The organism is Leptospirillum ferrooxidans C2-3 (genome assembly GCF_000284315.1).
In the GTDB taxonomy this organism is placed as follows: Bacteria; Nitrospirota; Leptospirillia; order Leptospirillales; family Leptospirillaceae; genus Leptospirillum; species Leptospirillum ferrooxidans.
The window spans coordinates 2,401,434-2,419,158 of record NC_017094.1 but is presented as its reverse complement, the minus strand read 5'-3'; the positions used below and the strand labels follow the sequence as shown (position 1 = coordinate 2,419,158).

Here is a 17,725-nt window from a genome sequence, read left to right as displayed (position 1 = left end):
AAGGCCATTTCTATGGGCATTGTCCATATTTTTTGATGATCATCTCCACAAGACCTGTGGTTGAGGAGTCCGGAACGAGTGGAATGGAGAGAACCTCTCCTCCGCGCTCCAGCACAAAAGGGGCTCCGACAATGCTTGAGATCTCCCAGTCTCCTCCTTTGACAAGAACATCAGGTTTTATTGCCATGATGAGCTCCAATGGTGTTGGCTCATCGAAGAGGATAACGGCATCAACGGCTCCAATGGCCGCCATGACGCGAGTTCTCCTGTTTTCCGGGACAATGGGGCGAAGGGGTCCCTTGATACGGGAAACAGAAGCGTCGGTGTTCATTGCAACAACAAGGAAATCCCCAAGGCTTCGGGCTTCTTCAAGAACCTCTACATGTCCGGCATGAAGAAGGTCGAAGCATCCGTTGGTAAAGACGATGTCATGTCCGGCCTGGCGCTGTTTTTCAAGCGCCGGAAGGAGTGTCTGGAGAGTGTGGATCTTCCCTGCTGAAGAATATGAAGAAGGGATGGTCCTGTTGGGATCAGGCAAAGAGCTCTTCCTCCACCAGTTCGCAGACGGCATGTCCGAGTGTAATGTGAGTTTCCTGAATGCGCGGCGTCATTTTTGAAGGGACGACGATGGAAAGGTCGGCATTGTCTTTAAGCTTTCCTCCGGTGCCACCGGTGAGTGCGATGGTCTTCAAGCCCATTTGGCGCGCTTTTTCCATGGCTTTCAGGACATTTTTCGAATTTCCGCTTGTACTGATACCGATGGCGATATCCCCTTTTTGACCATGGGCTTCGACCTCTCTGGAAAAGATGTCTTCATACGAGTAGTCATTGGAGATGCTGGTGAGTGTGGCCATGTTTGTTCCGAGGGCAATGGCAGGTAGACCTTTCCTGTCCTTGTAGAAGCGGCTGACAAGCTCTCCTGCGATATGGCAGGCATCCGATGAGCTCCCACCGTTTCCGAAAAGGAGTACCTTTCCTCCCTGACGATAGCAGGAAACGATCATGTCAACGACCTTAGCAAGCTGTGGAAGGGAATCCTTCATGAATGCCTCCTTGACGGAAAGACTTTCCTGAAAGATGAGTCTCATTTTGGAGATGCGGGTTTCGTCGAGTGGCTGGCTCAAGAGTGTTTCTCCTATGGGTTGTATTCGGGCCGTCCCTGATCGATCCAGTTGCGGCAGGCGATGAGGGCTCTGGACATTTTTTCGATCGAGATCCGGATGACTTCATCGTCATGTCGGGTGGACAGGAAAAACGCTTCAAACTGTGAAGGGGGAAGATAAACTCCCTGCTTCAGGGATTCATGAAAAAAGACCCGGAACAGGGCTGTATCCGAACGTGCAGCGGATGTCCAGTCGGTAACGGGGTCCGGAGTGAAAAAAACGGTCATCATTGATCCCATGCGATTGACCGTTGCGGGGAGGGAGAGGCGAGAGATGATTTCCTTCAGCCCCTGGGAGAGTTTCCTTCCCTGTTCTTCAAGTTGGGAATAAAGGGCCGGTGTCTTGAGTTTCTGGATGGTTGCGAGACCGGCGGCCATCGATGCCGAGTTTCCAGAGAGGGTGCCGGCCTGATAGACAGGGCCTTCAGGGGAAATCTGGGACATGATTTTGGCAGAGGCGCCGTATGCGCCTACGGGAAGTCCGCCTCCGATGATTTTTCCAAGAGTTGTGATATCGGGCTCCATGGAAAAAAGAATTTGCGCGCCCCCATAGGTCTGACGAAAACCGGTCATGATTTCATCGGCGATCAGAAGTGCCCCGTATTTTTCGGTCAGACGCCGGAGTTCCCTGAGGAATTCATCGTCGGGAAGGACAACACCCATATTGCCGCTGACGGGCTCAATAATGGCGCAGGCAATCTTGTCCCCTTCGGAGGAGAAAAGGGTTTTGAGGGCTTCGGTATCGTTATAGGGAAGTGTCAGTGTTTCTCGGGCAATTTCAGGAGGAACTCCGGCAGATGAGGGAACCCCGAATGTGGCGCCTCCCGATCCGGCCTTGACCAGGAGGGAGTCGGCATGGCCATGATAGGCTCCTTCGAATTTGAGGATCTTCGATCTTCCTGTCACACCCCTGGCCAACCGGATTGCACTCATTGTGGCTTCCGTTCCGGAATTGACAAATCTCAATCGATCCACCGATGGAAGGGCCGAAACGATGATTTCTCCGAGTTGGAGTTCCTCTTCGGATGGTGCTCCAAAACTGATCCCCCGGTCGATGGCCGCATGCAAGCGGTCCAGAACGTCCGGATCGCCGTGTCCCAAAATATGTGGACCATAAGAAAGGACGTAATCTATATATTCATTTCCGTCAACATCTGTCAGAAGACATCCTTTTGCACTCCTGATAAAGGGAGGTACCCCCCCGACCGCTCCAAAAGCCCGGACAGGGCTGCTGACCCCTCCGGGAAAAATCGTTTTTGCCCGGTTGTAAAACTCCTCTGAATGCGTCAATGAACCTCCTGATAATCAATGTTTTTCGGAGTGATCCGATGAGATTGTCCGCCATTATAGTCGAACCCCGGAAGATTGGAAAGAATTTGTGGTGATTTTGTGACGTCGAAGCCGATCCCATTTTTTCCGGATTGTGCGTTATAATGGGAAGACAGATGTTTGGTTTTAAGTTCCAGATCCTATTTACTACGGTCGCTGCGGAGGATATATTGCAATGACTTCTTTGTGATCAACCCGGGGCTCCCGGGGAATTGGACAATCAGATGGAGGTAAGGAATGAAAAGTCATCAGGCGATCAGCGAAACCATTAATCAGCTAAGAACTGCATTTGAAAACGGAACCAGCGTGGACAGCGGGTTGTGGGAAAAGGTGGTCGAGGCTCTTGATGAGGGTGTGAATGTCGGATGGCTTTCGCAGGCTCAGGGTGACGATTTGCGAGAGAGGTTGTCCGAACTTGAAGACGAGATGAAGTCTCTGGAAAACTTCTAGATTAACCGGAGAGACGGGTGAAGGATTATTACCGGGAACGTGCCGCTCTCAGGCGGCGGCTTGAAGAAATGGTATCGGAAAGCCGGAAGGGGATGGAGTTCGCCCTTGAGCGCATGTTTCTGATCCAGCCCGAGTCATACATATTGTTCGATGAGCGCTATTCTGAACTCCTGCGTCTTTTTGGTTGTCTTTTAAGAGAGCTTGATGAGGTGAACTCATGGGGGGCTCTTCTTCAGATTCAAAGGAGAGCGGGATTTCTGGAAGAGCGTTTTGAAGATGTGGACTGTGTCTTGTGGAACCGGCCCAGAAAATCCAGATCAAGGATTTCCTGGAGCCGGTTCTTTGGTCATGCGACTGGGTCCGGAGGGGGAGATTCGGGAAATTCCTCCGGCTCTGATCCGGGGCTCAGCCACTCTGAGGCATGCTTGGTGCTTGGCGTTGAAGTCACGGCGACATTGACTGAGGTGAGAAATCGTTTCCGAAATCTGGTGAAGAGGCTTCATCCGGATGTGAGACAAGGAGACAGAAGTTCTGAGGCCGAGATGAGAAAAGTCATTGAAGCTTATAATGTTTTGAAAAGCATTCTTGGAGAAGAATCGCGTGGTGGCGCCTGAGGATCGAATTGACTTGGAATCCCGGACCATGATAGGGTCAAACTCCATATGATTCGCTGGTGATTAAAGGAATGCTTCTTTTCGCCCTGAAATAAGGGTTGATGCGTTATCGGTCCCTTTTTGATGGGCTGGACGCTAATTTTGTCTCTTGGATCTTTATTTGATCAGGATCTCAGCTCCGGATCGTCTGTAGGCCTTTCCATGGGAACGTGGTTGGTTTATTTTTCGCCCGGGTTTTTGGGGTGTTCTCTGGTTGTCCATCGGGCATTTCTAGCGTTTTCCGTGATCCGGTAGGACCTGGTCAAGTCGACCAGGTTAAAAAAGTCGTGTCGCATTGACCGGCTCAATTTATTATTGATCTCGTCCGGATCTGAAGATCCAGGCGTTGATGAAGGAGATGTCTCATGTCAGAAGGTGCTGGGGTAGAGGTTAAACCGACGTCTGCCGGTGCTGGGGTAGTCAAGGAATCTGAAACATCCGAGGCTGCCAAGCAAAAAGTCGTTACCCCCGAATATATGTTTTTTGAAGCTCCCCGGGAACGTGCTTTTATCACCGGTTCGGAAGCTGCAAAGGAAGCAATCCGTCGTGCAAATGTGGATGTGGCCATTTCTTATCCGATCACTCCCCAGAGCGAGACCATGCAGCAGGTCGGTGCTCTTTGGGCAGAAGGTTATGTAAAGGAATACTACCGTGGAGAAGAGGAAATCGGCGTTATGTCAGCGATTGCCGGTTCTTCCCGGGCGGGTGCGAGATCTTTGACGGCAACGGCAGGACCTGGCCTCATGCGTGGCATGGAAGTTGTTGCTTCCTGGCCCGGAGGCAGGATGCCCATTGTCCTCCTGATCATGTGCAGGGTTATCAATGCTCCCCTTTCCATCCAGCCGGACAATGCTGAATTGGCCTATCTCATCAATACCGGAAATATCGTTTTTCATGCAGAAAATCAGCAAGATTTCTTTGATTATACGTTGAAGGCCTTTATCATATCCGAACGGCCTGAAGTTACACTCCCTGTAGCAGTGGCGGTTGATGGTTTTTTTGTGACCCATGCCCGCGGATATGTAATGATGCCATCAAAGGATATCAAACTTCCCCCAAGGGATCCCTACCATGAAGCCGTTCCGGTGATGGACAATGAGAATCCCCCTGCCCGTCTTTCCAGGGATGCGCCGATCCAGAAATCCAACTTCATCAGCTATCATGTGCATGCCTCCTGGCAACAGGAAGTCTGGGCAGCTGTTGAGCGATCAAGAAAGTACATCGACTTGTACATGGGTGGTCTGGTCGAGATCGTCAATCCTGATGCGGACACGATCGTCATTGCATCGGGGAGCGCTGTTTCCCAGTCGAGGGAAGCGGTCCGTCAGGCGGAGGAAGACTTGGGAGAACGTATCGGCTTGATCAAGATCCGTTCCTTGAGGCCATTTCCGACAAAAGAGCTCAGGGATGCCTGCAAGAACGCAAAAAGAATTATTGTTCCGGAATTCAATTGTGTCGGTTGGCTTTACCGGGATGTTGCCGCAGCCCTTTACGGATATTCAAAGGCAGAGATCATTCCTGGTCCCCGGGTTTTCGGAGGAATCTCCCTTCCGACAGAGATGATTCTCCAGTACATCTTCCCGGACAAGAAGTTCGTGTTTTAATGATGTCCTCCGGGTGATTGGCCCGGAACAGTCTCCTTGCCGGTGTTTGCCCATTTTTGGAAAGACTGGCAAGGAGTGTATCAAGATGGATTGAACGATTGAATTTTCTTTTATGATATGGATCAATTTTATAACAGGTCACTCTGGAGGAACACCTAATGAGCATGGATAATCTGAAAATCTCGCCAGCCCTCGAAAAATATATGACAAAGGAATATCGGGATCTGGTTGAGCGCGGACCCTACGGAAAACAGAAAAAAGTATCCGAGATGGGGACATTCAAGGAAATCATCGAAGAGCACCCGATGTGTGCAGGATGTGCAATGACCCTTTTCATCCGTTTGACGATGATTGGTCTTCCAAACCCGGAACATACCATCCTTGTTGGAACAGCCGGATGCGGACGTCTTGCCCTTTCCCAAACCTCTATTCCCTTTATCTATGGTAACTATGGAGATACAAACGCAGTGGCTTCCGGTCTGAAGCGCGGTTTGGAAATGAGATTCCCAGACCAGTCCAAGGATGTGGTTGTCATGGCAGGTGACGGTGGATTGGCCGATATCGGTTTTTCGACTGTATTGCATTCCTGGTTCCGTAAGGAAAAATTCACCACGATCATGCTGGACAATGAGGTATACGGAAACACGGGTGGTCAGGAGTCTGGTATGACCGAGCGTGGCGCAATCCTCAAAATGGCCCCAAAGGGTAAAAAGTATGAAAAAATGGACATGCTCGGACTGGCAAAGACTGCCAATGTTCCTTACATTGTCAGAATGACCGTCACCAATCCGACAAGAGTTGCGTCTGTTGTCAGAAAAGCTGTTCTCATTGCCAGGGAAATCGGTCCGACCTTCATCCAGGCCTACACTTCCTGCAATATTGAATACGCGATTCCGACACCCAAAGTGATTGATGATGCCAAGTCCCTTGAAGCCGAGCGTTATGGGTTCCAGGAATTCATTTCCGATGAAGCCAAGGCGTTTCTTGAATCCATCGAGCCAAAGAAAACCAAGGCAACCAAATCAGCTGAATAATCATTGGTCTTTTTAGTCAGGTAAAGGAGATTACATGAACAAGGAACGCTATAACATCAGAATGGCCGGTATCGGTGGTCAGGGAGTTGTTACCGCATCCCACATTCTCAGTAATGGAATGGTGATCATGGGCGGAGAAAGCACGCTCGTCCCATTTTTCGGTTCGGAAAAGAGACTTGCGCCGGTTGAGAGCTATGTCAGGATCGCCAATGGAAAAATCTATGAAATCGGAGAGATCATCTACCCGAATTTGATCATGATCTTCCATCCTCAGGTGATCACCCATGGTAAATCCTATACCATGCCGTTCTATTCCGGCTTGAAGCCCAATGGTGTGGTTTTGATCAACTCGGAGACTCCGATCAATCTCGTTGCCGATGAGGAAAGAGAATTGATGGAGAGAAATGCCAGAGTCTATTACTTACCTGCAACACAGCTCTCAAGAGAAATTGCCGATACGGACCTTGCCACCAATATGGCCATGGTTGGTGCTGTCAGCGCTATTATGGGCATCCCTGATCTTCCATCCCTTGAACAATCGGTCAAGGAGAGATTCCTTGGCAAGGGATTTGTTGTGTCAGGAGGAACTGCAGCCCTGGACAACGTCATTGAGCGCAAGTTCGCGAAAAAAGAGCAGTTGTTGAAGAAGAACATGGAAGTCATTGTTGCCGCTTATAATTTTGCAGTCGAACGTGGCTGGGCAAAGGTGAAAGAGAAAGTTCAGGTTTAATCAAATTCTAGCGGGAGAGGTGACTCAAGATGTATCTTGTTGCCCATGTTGATACTGCAATCTGTTCGGAGACAGCCTGTAAGCTTTGTACGCAGTTCTGCCCGGAAACCAACACAATTCTCTATGACAACGACAAGAAGACAGCGTTTGTCGCTGTTGATCGTTGCAAGGCTTGCGAAATTTGCGTGAGCATCTGTGACACGATGGCAAAGCACCATGCTATCAAGATGATCATGATCAGCGAGCTTGAAAATCCGTTCGAGATGAACAAGGCAGGATTCAATCCGGCAAAGTGGAAAGAGCTCCCGGAAACGGTTGTTCTGGAAAAGGTCGCAAAGTAATCAGTTGCCCAAATCTGGGGGAAGTCTGTTTCCTGTCATTTGAGGGACCAGGCTTCCTGCCTGTGTTTTGATATTGGAGTTCTTGAGTGGAAGCGGTTGAAATCAGTGATCCGGACAAAATCAGGGAGATCCTCAAGGGAATTGTTCTCGAAGGGGATGGCTTTACAACAGATTGTCTATTGGTCGATGTTTATGATGCGGGATTGACTTATCCTGACTACTTCAAAGCAACAGGGGAAGACTCAAAAGCCTTTTTGAACGGGGTGAGTCCAGCTTGGGAATCCTACCATTTGCGTCAAGGGAAAAAAGTCTTCATGGTTTATGGATCAGGTGCCAGGGGTCGAAGATTGCATACAACGGAGACACCTTAAATGAATCTTTTTGATCGAGAAAACCAATGGCGATTTTCCTCTATTGCGCAAAGAAAAAAAGTCGGCCCCCTTGAAGGAGAGGATCAAAGCATCGCTGAATTGATGGATCTCCATCCTGAACTGGAACCTTTCTGGGCGTTAGGTGAAGGTTCTGCGTCTCCACAGGAAGTGGACGGGGGCATCGTCAATCCCTTTGTTCATTTGATGTTCCACCTTCAAGTCCAGAACCAGATCGAGAAAGAGTATCCCCCAGAGGTCAAAATGGCCTTTCTTCGTCTGGTGGAGCAAGGGCTGAGCGATCACGATGCTCTTCATGCCATCATTGGTGTATTTGCTGATATCGCTTTCAGGGCAACGAGAAGAGCTCAAACTTTTGATGAAACCGAGTATGTGTCAAGTCTTTCAAGGTTAACTGTCGGCTAAATAGAGTTCCAGTTTTCTGGAAGTCCAGGAAATCAGTCGAGAAAAACGGATTGAAAATCATTACATTCCCACAAATGCATTAGAGTGGATATGATTCTTATGTCTTAACCGCTTATGTGCTCATGACTTACGATGAGGTGGGCCGTTTTTTTTGCGAGACTTATTTCCCGGGTTTCTGTCATAAATGAGTTACTGAATAAAAGCGAGCGTAATCCTCATTCTTCTTCGCCCGCAAGGCAATAGGGGTTAGTGAACGATCTGATTTTCTGTTATCGTGTCCCTATTATAACAAGATCAGACTGTACACTCAGTGGCTCCTGCGAATCCGAAGACTCCACCGGGAGATTGAAGGCCGGAACGGTCCGAGGATAAATGCCTGAGGAGGGACATGTAAGGAGAAAAAGAGAACGTCTTTTTCTCAGGTCCCGAAGAAACAGGACCTTCCGCTCGTGAGACCGGAAAACCATTCTCTAGCGAGGATCGCTCAGGGGTGGAAAAGTTCGTAGGAGAGTCATCGGATCGCCCGGAGCGACCCGATGGAAAGCAGGATAGTTGCTACTCCGGAGATTTCAGAATAGAAGTTTTTATTTATTATCAGAAAATGGTTCAAGATATCGCTGGTTGAAATGGAGCCATCTTAAAAGAAACGAATATAACAACAGCTTTGACCATAAAAAGAACCAATTCGTTTTCCGATTCTTGCAAGATGTGTGTATAGCGCCTGGCGGCATAGAAGATTTTCTTCCTGTCGCAACATTGATGCCCCACTATGCCAAAATGGCGATGGCATTCTGGACCATATGCAATCCAACATATAAGGAGAACACCATGGGAACCCATGAAAACCCCAATGTCCCCCAAATCGGGACACCCAATAAAAAAGGTCAGATCATCACTGCTCCTGAAGAGATTTTTTTCAACTCTCCCCGTACTCAAGCCTTCCTTACAGGATCTGAAGTCATAAAAGAGGCTGTCAAAAGAAGCAGTGTCGATTTCTCGGTTGCCTATCCCATCACCCCACAAAGTGAAGCGTCGTCCCTTGTTGGCGAATTATATGCGGATGGATATGTCGGCGATTACATGAGAGGCGAATCTGAGTTTGCTGTTATGGGACAATGTGCCGGTGCAGCTTTCGGCGGCGCCCGTGTCTTTACCACTACAGCCGGACCAGGAACCCTTCGTGCATTCGAAAACTTCCCGATGTGGGCCGGAGCAAGGCTTCCCATTCAGGTTGTCTTTACCGTCCGGGGCGTAAACTCTCCGCTGACAATTCAGCCGGATACCCTGGAAATTGCATTTATGCTCGAGACCGGGATGCTCTTGTGGCACGCAGAAGACGCACAGGATCTTTTCGACTTCATGATGAAAGGGTACATCGTTGCCGAGCTTCCCGAGGTCCATCTTCCGATCGGTGTCATTTGTGACGGATTCTTTGTGACTCATACAAAAGATGTCGTGAGCATGACGCCCGAAAATGTGGCTCTTCCCCATTACAATCCCTATGCGAACCCCACCCCTGTAATGGATATGGAAACGGCTCCGATCCGACACATGAGGGATCCATTCATCATGAAATCAAACTATATTTCCTACATGACCCATGCCAGCTGGCAGCTTGAAGTCAAAGCGGCAATGGAGCGCTCACGGAAGATGACCAGAAAACTTCTGAATGGACTGATTGAAGTAGAAAACCCCGATGCTGAAATTCTCCTGGTGTCTTCTGGAACGGCCGTTTCCCAGTCAAGGGAAGCCATCCGCCTGTTCCGTGACAAGGGCGTGAAAGTGGGATTGGTCAAGATCAAGACGATCAGGCCCTTTCCAAAAGAAGAAATTCGGGAAGCGACAAAAAACGCCAAATACATTTTTGTCCCCGAATTCAATGTCGCCGGCTGGATGGCAAGAGAAATCGCCTCAGTTGTCGAAAGAAATGAGAGAGTTATTGCGGGACCTCATGTCGCTGGCGGTATGACCATGCCTCCAGAGGTCATTGTCGAAGAAGTAGAGAGAACGATTGCCAGGATGAACAAAAAATAAGATATCACGGGATTCAACACTTAAAATATAGTCACCTAGGAGGTTTTCAATGAGCAAAGAAAAAATTGTCATCAATCCTGAGTTCTGGGACATTATCCCTCAGGATTACCGGGATCTCGTTGACCATGCCACATATGGAAAAAATGATCGTGGCTGGAAAGATGTCGGTTCTTCCACCGAGCTGATTGCCGAGCATTCCCTTTGCGCAGGGTGTCCCGAGTCAATCGCCTTCAGGCATATCATGGCCTCGATTCCCGCTCCGGAAGATACGGTCATGGTTGGATCGACCGGTTGTACCAGTCTTGTTTTCCCGATGGTTGCGGTCCAGAACATTCATTCCCTGTTCGGAAACCAGAACGCAATCGCCACAGGGCTTAAAAGGGCATTGGCTTACCGTTTTCCAAATCAGGTGAAGGACGTCATCGTTCTTGCCGGTGATGGAGCGACTGTAGACATCGGACTGGATATGACACTCCAATCCTGGTTTCGTCAGGAGAAATTCACCACCATCTGTTTTGACAACGAGCTTTATGCCAATACCGGAGGTCAAGAGTCCGGCCTTATGCAGAAAGGTTTTGTTGCAAAGATGGCCCCCCAGGGGAAAAAGTTTGAAAAAGTCAGACTTCCGGAAATTGCGAGAGAGTCTGGTTGCGCATATGTTGCCGTTTTGACGACCAGCAAGCCCAGCCTTGTCGAAAGGGTTGTAAAGCAGGCTGTGTTGATTGCCCGCGAGATTGGCCCCACATATCTTCAGATCTATACCCCCTGTATTCTGGAAATCGGAAAACAGAGCATGGAAGGTCTGCAGGAAATGAGGGATTCTGAATCGGCTGGTGAGCGTTTCAAGTTCCGCGAATTTATCACCCCGGAAGCACAGGCGTTTATCGATGATATGAATGCAAAGAAAAAAGCGGACAAGTTGGCAGCTTCTGCTAACAACTGATCAAATCCGTTTTCTGAAGGAGAGAACATGAAAACCAGAATCAATGTTCGTATGTCTGGATTGGGTGGGCAGGGTGTTGTGACCTCAGCCCATATCTTGGCAATGGCAGCATCCAAAGAAAATTTGTTTGCCATCAGTAACCCATTTTTTGGAGCTGAAAAAAGAATGGCTCCGGCGGAAGCTTATGCCCGGATCGGTCCCGAAAAAATCTTTGATCGCGGGGAATTAGTCTTTCCGGATGTGGTCATGGTTTTTCATCCCCAGGTGATCACTATGGGCAAGTCCTATACGATGCCCTTTTTCTCTGGATTGAAAAAGAACGGGATCGTCATCATCAATGATGATATCGACCTTCTGAGTGACGCTGAAAAAGAGGGTCTTGAAAAACTCAATGCTCTTGTTTTTTATGTTCCAGCTACCAAGATTGCCCATGAAGTCGCGGGAACAGAGCTGGCAACCAACATGGCAATGATTGGCAGTCTTGTGGGATTGACCAATGTTGTGTCGATGAATGCCCTTGATCTCGCTCTTCAGGATCGTTTTGGTAAAAAGTATGTCGCATCCGGCGGTACGGCTACTCTTGATGAAGCCATCAAGAAGAAATTTGCCAAGAAAGAAATGCTTCTTCAGAAAAATCTTGAAACAATCCGACAGGGATTCGATCGAGCGGTAGAGTTTGCTAAAAATGCTCACTATACGCCCCAGATGATGGCTTAACCAAAGGCGGGAAAAATCAATGTATTACGTTGCAGAAATCAATGAAGAAGCATGTGTGGCCAACAAAGGATGCAGACTATGCATCATGTATTGTCCTGAAGCAAACTGCATCATGATGAATGATGAAAAAAAGGTTGCATTTGTTGTCGAATCCCGATGTAAGGGATGCGAGCTCTGCGTCGTTGTTTGTGACGCAGCAAAGCATAAAGCCATTACGATGCAGGATCGTTAGGCTCCCCGTCGGATTAAGTTACAGCAAAGGGGAAATGTTCCATGAGCGAGATGAAGAATGCACTGGACGAAGTGAGCGATGCAATGGACCGCTTCCTGTTCTTGCTCGATGCCCAGATTCGAAATCTTGAGCAATCCGGAGTATCTCCCGATGATTTAAGGGCTAAAATGGTCTCTTTTGTGGCCATAAGAGATAGCGGGAAAATGTATCTGGATTGGGCAGACTATTACTCGAAGAAAATATTTGGAGATTCGGAAGGAACTGAAAATGAAGCGGATTTGTTACAGGAAGAAGATCTTGCCTGATTCGCTTTAGATTCTCAGTGAAATGGATTTCCGCAAGAGATAGGGCAATGGCTTCGGTCATTGCCCTTTTTTATTGTGAATGTGAGAGCTATCAAATAAATTGAATTGATTATTTCGGATGGGCTCGCTTAGGTCTGTGATGAAAAAATCATAAAAAAAGGGATTCTGACAAAGTCAGAATCCCCCCTGCCATATCACCAAGACGTATTATTTACAGATGGCTGAGGCTTCCATTTTATAAACCTGTACGAGAAGAAAGAAATCTCTCACGTTCAACTGCGTCTGAACGTCGGTCATGGTACCGCTCTGGCATTGGGACATAAGGGCTTCATTGGTCTTTTGTGTCAGATCCTTGGGAGAAGTGATATGAAATAATCCATAATCACTGGTTACAGTCGCATGAATGGGGGTACCAGCTGTAGCTTTATTGCTTTCAGAGATACTTCCGGAATTGATCCAGGTGCAACCGCCAAATACGGAAAGAGAGATAGCTGCTGTTAATGCGAGAAATGTATTTTTTATCATTCAAGCCTCCACAAATGTTTAATGTTATCGGTTCTTGAGAAAGTGACCGTGTTTGTCAGAAATAACAACTTCCACCCGGCGGTTAAGCTGACGTCCATCAGCGGTTTTGTTGGTTGCGACTGGAAAGAGGGGGCCGTACCCTTTGGCCTGCATCCTGTTTTTGTCGATACCGGCTTTTAGGAGAGATTCTTCAACCGATTTCGCTCTGCGAATAGAAAGAACCTGATTGTACTTTTTGGATCCAGTACTGTCGGTGTAGCCCTCTATTCGGATGTTTCTGTTGGGATGATCCTTAAGATACGCCGTTAATTCGTTGACACTATTTCTGGCATTCTCGTTCAAATTGGATTTGTTTGTTGCAAAAAGAACGGAGCCGAGGGTGAACACAAGCCCTCTTTTGGTTTTTTTTGCATGGACAAGCTGGTGGACAACCGGAGCAGGTGCTGGGGCAACGACTGGGGTAGGAGCAGGAGCCGGAGCAGCGACAGGAAGACAGACTCCCTGGGCTCTGACCGTGTAGATCTGGACCAATAACAAAACATCCCTTTTGGAGACCTGGTCGACCACATCCGTCAGTCGACTGTTCGTGCACTGTGAAGCAAGAGCCTTGTTTGCTTTTGAAGTGTCCTTGCGGGTTCCGAAAATCTCGAGAAAACCATCCTGACTGGTTGTAGAGTGAACAACGGTTCCAGTGGATCCGTTGTGACTTTCCGAGATGGTTCCCGATTCAATGGAAACACACCCGCCAAACAATGCCAATGTCACCAAAGATAACCCGGTGATAGCTTGTTTTTTGAATTGGTTCATCATGCCTCCTTGCATTTTGAAGAGCCTTTACCGGTGCGAAAGAATAAAAGTGACTGCATAGAATGGCATTTGTTTCTACCCGTTTAAAAGGGATGTGCAGTTTGGGCATTTTGTGGCCTTGATGGAAATGGTCGAAAAACAATACGGGCATTCCTTGGTGGTCACTTCAACCGAAACGGGAGCTGGTTTGAGTGCGACCGTCTTTAAACGGTTGACGGCCCGGACCATGAAAAATACGACCGTGGAGATGATCAGGAAACTGATGATGGAGTTGATGAAGACTCCATAATTGATGGTGACGGCTCCGGCCTTTTTGGCAAGCATTAAAGATCCGTAAGGACCTGGAGTCGATCCTTCCTTGACGAGGAAATAGAGATTGGAAAAATTGACATTGCCAAGAATGTACCCAATGGGAGGCATGATCACATCATTTACCAAAGACTGGATGATTGCCATGAATGCGCTTCCCATGACAATACCCACGGCCATGTCTAGAACATTGCCTCTCATGATAAAGGTCTTGAATTCCTGGATCATGGTATCTCCCCCTTTTTTAAAGGAAGAAAATGTCAAAAAAACTCATATTTAGAATTTTTATGGGAAGCACGGGAAGACTACCTTTAGTAATGGAAAGAATCAAGAGATATTGGTTTTGGAGGAGAATGAAGCGGGAAGGGTTTTCGAGAATGAGGCAGAATACAAACATCCAAACTCCGGTTTCAGGGAAATGTGTCCACCCTCAAACCGGAATTCGGAGAGGAAATATTAGTTTATTCCTCGTTTTCGTCGAGTCCTGTAGCAAGTTCGTGGAGAAACCCGCCGGAGAGATCATCGGGCGCATGATCCGATTTCCAGTGATAGAGGGCAAGCCTGGCCATCTGGTGTGTGTCGTTGATGTGGGGAATGACCTCGTGATGGCGGGAGAAAATCTCCTGAAGTTCATTTTTGCTCAGGAGAAGGGTTTCATGCTGGGTATCCGAGAGGAATTTAGCGAGAAGATCGATCGCATGGCTATTGGGATGATCTTTTTCAACCAGGATGCGTGACTTTGGCCGATTGCCCAAGATTCGTTCAATATCCCCGGAAGCGGGGTGGGATTTGGTGTGCAAAATGATGGACTCGCCTTCGTTGATGATGGTGACTTCATATGATTCGTCCTGAAAGCGGACGGCGCAATAATACATGTCGGCTCCTCGTTAGTGTATTCAGAAAGGCCATTGATCACCCGGGTATCAATGGTAAATCTCAGATTTTGTGAACTGAGACTATAATCTAACACAGGCTGCGGGGGTTCTTCAAAAAACGAATCCGGAAAGCAGGTATTTAAGGAGGATCATTGGCGAGGTGTCCGGTCAGCCTTGTGCGTTCTTGAGAATAGCCCGGATTAACGGATCCGGCAATGAAACATTTGTTAGAATCCATTTCAAAAAATGTTTTCTTGTAAAAACAAGACCGAATACCTGCCCTCTCATGCGGGGATCGGGGAGATTCAGGCGCAGTTTGACGGTGAACTTATTGAATCCATGGTGCGAGTAACCTGCATAGCGAACAGGAGAGGGTCTTGAAGGGGACTCTGAAGCCGATTTGGGGGAAGGATGGTTCGGACCCAGGATTCTGCGGGGAAGGGAAGGGTTGACATATCGGTCTATGACAGCGGATGTGATTGCTCCGCGAAGGGGATGGAACAGAAATCCGAAGGAAGAGCGGTCGGTTCGGCTTCTCCGTTGTTCATAGGAGGAAAACTGTTGCTTCAGGTTGTGTCTCAGGGCCGGATAGTCGACGAAAGAAGAGATTCTTGAAGGATCGTTGTGAATGAAACCCTCGGCGAAAAGAAAGATGGAGACGAGAGGCGAGATCGTTATGAGGATCAGGATAGAGAAGAAAAATCCCCAAAAGATCGTTTTTTTGGGGATTCTGGAGGGGCCTGTTTTCAAGTTCTTGTCCAAGGTTTTGTTCTGATGGATTAATCCCTGAGTCTTGTTTCTGCCTCGTTCATGACAGATATCCTGACCAGTAAATAGTAGGCAACAACAAGAATGACCACAATCGCGACATAGAGAAGAAGGTCAACTGTTTGCGGGGAGAAGAATGTTGTGCTTTTTTCACTGTTGAAGGATGCCTGGGCTTCGATGAGAAGGATACGCCTGATGGTGGAGATGATTCCGATCAGGATGAACGAGGCGATGGGGAATCGCCTGCGCCCCAGATAGCTCAGCATGATCCAGAGGAGTTCCAGGATAATGATCACGAACAGCATGTCATTGATCAGGTTCAGGACGGAATCAATCGAAAGGGATGTCAGGCTGAACGCCGAGTGCAAAAGAACGACCACCGCTCCGGCCATGAGGAAAAGCGCAACCATGAGATGAACATAGTCGTCCAGCCGAAGGAGAAATCTCCGGAGCTTCTGGACAAAGTTCCGGTGAGGATCATACGGGAGGGGATTCTCCGGAAGATGTCTCTGATCGTCCTGGGTCATGGCGTTTCTCCAAGGTGTTTGATGGCTCTCCTGATCCGTGAGAGAGATTCATTGCGTCCAAGCAGGAGAAGGACCTCGTGGATTCCGGGGCTGACCGTCTGGCCAGTCAGCGCCCCTCGCAAGGGGCTTGCAACCTGGCCAAGCTTCAGGGAGAGGTCGAGTGTGGCGGATTTGAGGACTTCAGCCACGTGATCATGATCCCAGACATCAAGGGATTCGAAGCGAACGGCAAGTTCACTGAGGATGGGGATGCTTTCAGGCGTGAAACCTTTTTTCGAGAGCTCGGGACTGTAGGAGAAGTGGCGGTCAAGAAAGGGCTGAAGACTCTCTCCGAGCTCCACAAGGGTTCTTGTCCGTCCCTTCCATTCATCAATGGCGCGGATGATATGGCTTGCCGTCTCTCCTGTTTCCCTGGATCCGGGATAGAGTGGATCCTTTTCTTCTGGTAGAAAGGGGATCAGATGTGGCAGGAGATCTTTTCCAGGGGCTGTTTTCATGTAATGTGCGTTCAGCCATAACAGTTTCTCCGGATTGAAGATCGATGGAGAGGAGCCGACGTGATCGAGATCAAAAAACTCGATGAGCTCTGCTCGGGAAAAAATCTCCTGATCCTTGTGGGACCATCCGAGACGTACGATATAGTTGACCATGGCATCCGAAAGGTATCCCATCTCCCGATAGGCCGTGACAGAGGTGGCTCCGTGGCGTTTGGATAGTTTTGTACGGTCTGTTCCGTGAATCATCGGGATATGGGCGAAAGCGGGAAGCTCTGCCCCCAGAGCTTCGAACAAAAGGATCTGGCGGGGTGTGTTGTTGATATGGTCGTCTCCCCGGATCACGTGGGAGATGTTCATATCCCAATCGTCGATGACAACGGCAAAGTTGTAGGTCGGAGTGCGGTCTGTCCGGACCAGGACCAGATCGTCCAGAACGGCAGCGTCGAAGAGGACATTCCCCCGAATGAGGTCAGCCACGATGACATCTCCTTTTCTGCTGTTCAGAAAACGGATGACATGGGGCTTGTCGGGAGACACGTTCCTGTTTCTGCAACGGCCATCATATTTTGGTGGAAGTCCGGCCGCCATTGCTTCTTTTCTTCTTGCCTCCAATTCGTCGGGGAGACAGTCGCAACGATAGGCCTGACCGGAAGAGAGAAGAGTTTGTGCTGCTTCAAGATACCGTTCCATTCTCTGGCTCTGGTAAAAAGGGCCGCTGTCCCATTCGAGTCCCAGCCAGTGCATGCCGTCAAATATACCTGATACCGATTCCTCTGTGGAACGCTCCCGATCGGTGTCCTCAACCCTCAGTATGAACTCTCCCCCATGATGTCTGGCGAAGAGGTAGTTGAAAAGGGCCGTTCTTGCACCTCCGAGATGCAGTGCACCGGTAGGGCTTGGCGCAAATCGGACACGTACAGGATTTTTTGAAGGTCTCTTTAGGGATGTCAATGGATACTCCAGTATTGAAAGGGTGAAATGATTGAAAATCATATCCTTTTAACGACTTTATTTCAAATGGGAATTAAGAAATTTTGATCTTTCACCTTCTGCTCCATATAATGATGCGTTGATGTGGAAAATGGATTT

The 17,725-nt window shown here is 48.5% G+C and carries 23 protein-coding genes; 13 read left to right on the top strand and 10 right to left on the bottom strand.

The window, feature by feature from the left end; all coding sequences use genetic code 11:
* Positions 1–10: 10 nt before the first annotated feature.
* The 3 genes from rfaE2 to hemL are packed head-to-tail and all read right to left on the bottom strand — an operon-like array spanning position 11 to position 2,452.
* On the bottom strand, positions 11–538 hold the full coding sequence (gene rfaE2 / locus LFE_RS12065; protein WP_014450499.1) for a D-glycero-beta-D-manno-heptose 1-phosphate adenylyltransferase: 528 nt from the start codon (positions 536–538) through the stop codon (positions 11–13).
* Positions 531–1,124, bottom strand: coding sequence for a D-sedoheptulose 7-phosphate isomerase (gene gmhA / locus LFE_RS12060; RefSeq protein WP_014450498.1), 594 nt, complete (start codon positions 1,122–1,124; stop codon positions 531–533). Before gmhA ends, rfaE2 begins: the two co-directional genes overlap by 8 nt.
* Before the next feature lie 11 nt (positions 1,125–1,135).
* The gene (hemL, locus tag LFE_RS12055) at positions 1,136–2,452 is read right to left on the bottom strand and encodes a glutamate-1-semialdehyde 2,1-aminomutase (protein WP_014450497.1); all 1,317 of its coding nucleotides are present in this window, start codon (positions 2,450–2,452) and stop codon (positions 1,136–1,138) included.
* Between the two features lie 276 nt (positions 2,453–2,728).
* Here hemL and LFE_RS12050 point away from each other — a divergent pair, with 276 nt between their 5' ends.
* From LFE_RS12050 to LFE_RS11985, 13 genes are all read left to right on the top strand, one after another.
* Positions 2,729–2,941 (top strand): hypothetical protein, encoded by a 213-nt coding sequence (locus LFE_RS12050; protein WP_014450496.1) that lies wholly within the window; start codon positions 2,729–2,731, stop codon positions 2,939–2,941.
* A gap of 17 nt (positions 2,942–2,958) precedes the next feature.
* Complete coding sequence (locus LFE_RS12045) at positions 2,959–3,555, top strand: J domain-containing protein (RefSeq protein ID WP_014450495.1); 597 nt, start codon at positions 2,959–2,961, stop codon at positions 3,553–3,555.
* A 404-nt stretch (positions 3,556–3,959) separates the two neighbouring features.
* A complete protein-coding gene (locus LFE_RS12040; RefSeq protein ID WP_014450494.1) occupies positions 3,960–5,198 on the top strand; it encodes a transketolase C-terminal domain-containing protein in 1,239 nt (412 codons plus the stop codon).
* Between the two features lie 158 nt (positions 5,199–5,356).
* Positions 5,357–6,232 carry a thiamine pyrophosphate-dependent enzyme gene (locus LFE_RS12035; protein ID WP_014450493.1) on the top strand — a complete coding sequence of 292 codons (876 nt, stop codon included), beginning with the start codon at positions 5,357–5,359 and terminating at the stop codon, positions 6,230–6,232.
* 34 nt (positions 6,233–6,266) lie between these two features.
* Positions 6,267–6,962: a 2-oxoacid:acceptor oxidoreductase family protein gene (locus LFE_RS12030; protein ID WP_014450492.1), complete on the top strand. Its 696-nt coding sequence runs from the start codon at positions 6,267–6,269 to the stop codon at positions 6,960–6,962.
* A gap of 29 nt (positions 6,963–6,991) precedes the next feature.
* Positions 6,992–7,303, top strand: coding sequence for a 4Fe-4S dicluster domain-containing protein (locus LFE_RS12025; protein WP_014450491.1), 312 nt, complete (start codon positions 6,992–6,994; stop codon positions 7,301–7,303).
* 86 nt (positions 7,304–7,389) lie between these two features.
* On the top strand, positions 7,390–7,674 hold the full coding sequence (locus tag LFE_RS12020; RefSeq protein ID WP_014450490.1) for a hypothetical protein: 285 nt from the start codon (positions 7,390–7,392) through the stop codon (positions 7,672–7,674).
* Positions 7,675–8,097: a DUF1841 family protein gene (locus LFE_RS12015; RefSeq protein ID WP_014450489.1), complete on the top strand. Its 423-nt coding sequence runs from the start codon at positions 7,675–7,677 to the stop codon at positions 8,095–8,097.
* 828 nt (positions 8,098–8,925) lie between these two features.
* The gene (locus LFE_RS12005) at positions 8,926–10,131 is read left to right on the top strand and encodes a transketolase C-terminal domain-containing protein (protein ID WP_014450488.1); all 1,206 of its coding nucleotides are present in this window, start codon (positions 8,926–8,928) and stop codon (positions 10,129–10,131) included.
* A 49-nt stretch (positions 10,132–10,180) separates the two neighbouring features.
* Entirely contained in the window at positions 10,181–11,074 is an 894-nt protein-coding gene (locus tag LFE_RS12000) for a thiamine pyrophosphate-dependent enzyme (protein ID WP_014450487.1), read from the top strand.
* A gap of 27 nt (positions 11,075–11,101) precedes the next feature.
* Positions 11,102–11,791, top strand: a complete 690-nt coding sequence (locus LFE_RS11995) for a 2-oxoacid:acceptor oxidoreductase family protein (RefSeq protein ID WP_014450486.1) — start codon at positions 11,102–11,104, stop codon at positions 11,789–11,791.
* Positions 11,792–11,810: 19 nt separating this feature from the next.
* Positions 11,811–12,023 (top strand): 4Fe-4S dicluster-binding protein, encoded by a 213-nt coding sequence (locus LFE_RS11990; RefSeq protein WP_014450485.1) that lies wholly within the window; start codon positions 11,811–11,813, stop codon positions 12,021–12,023.
* 41 nt (positions 12,024–12,064) lie between these two features.
* On the top strand, positions 12,065–12,328 hold the full coding sequence (locus LFE_RS11985) for a hypothetical protein (RefSeq protein WP_014450484.1): 264 nt from the start codon (positions 12,065–12,067) through the stop codon (positions 12,326–12,328).
* 207 nt (positions 12,329–12,535) lie between these two features.
* Here LFE_RS11985 and LFE_RS11980 read toward each other — a convergent pair whose 3' ends face one another.
* The 7 genes from LFE_RS11980 to gltX all read right to left on the bottom strand — a co-directional run bounded on the left by LFE_RS11980 (position 12,536) and on the right by gltX (position 17,629).
* Complete coding sequence (locus tag LFE_RS11980; protein WP_014450483.1) at positions 12,536–12,853, bottom strand: hypothetical protein; 318 nt, start codon at positions 12,851–12,853, stop codon at positions 12,536–12,538.
* Between the two features lie 24 nt (positions 12,854–12,877).
* Entirely contained in the window at positions 12,878–13,660 is a 783-nt protein-coding gene (locus tag LFE_RS13345) for an OmpA family protein (RefSeq protein WP_014450482.1), read from the bottom strand.
* 75 nt (positions 13,661–13,735) lie between these two features.
* The gene (mscL, locus tag LFE_RS11970) at positions 13,736–14,197 is read right to left on the bottom strand and encodes a large conductance mechanosensitive channel protein MscL (protein ID WP_014450481.1); all 462 of its coding nucleotides are present in this window, start codon (positions 14,195–14,197) and stop codon (positions 13,736–13,738) included.
* A gap of 233 nt (positions 14,198–14,430) precedes the next feature.
* Positions 14,431–14,844: a hypothetical protein gene (locus LFE_RS11965; protein ID WP_014450480.1), complete on the bottom strand. Its 414-nt coding sequence runs from the start codon at positions 14,842–14,844 to the stop codon at positions 14,431–14,433.
* 168 nt (positions 14,845–15,012) lie between these two features.
* Complete coding sequence (locus tag LFE_RS11960) at positions 15,013–15,594, bottom strand: DUF2939 domain-containing protein (protein WP_158310276.1); 582 nt, start codon at positions 15,592–15,594, stop codon at positions 15,013–15,015.
* Positions 15,595–15,623: 29 nt separating this feature from the next.
* Positions 15,624–16,139, bottom strand: a complete 516-nt coding sequence (locus LFE_RS11955) for a phosphate-starvation-inducible PsiE family protein (protein ID WP_014450478.1) — start codon at positions 16,137–16,139, stop codon at positions 15,624–15,626.
* Positions 16,136–17,629: a glutamate--tRNA ligase gene (gltX, locus tag LFE_RS11950; protein ID WP_014450477.1), complete on the bottom strand. Its 1,494-nt coding sequence runs from the start codon at positions 17,627–17,629 to the stop codon at positions 16,136–16,138. Before gltX ends, LFE_RS11955 begins: the two co-directional genes overlap by 4 nt.
* Positions 17,630–17,725 lie beyond the last annotated feature (96 nt).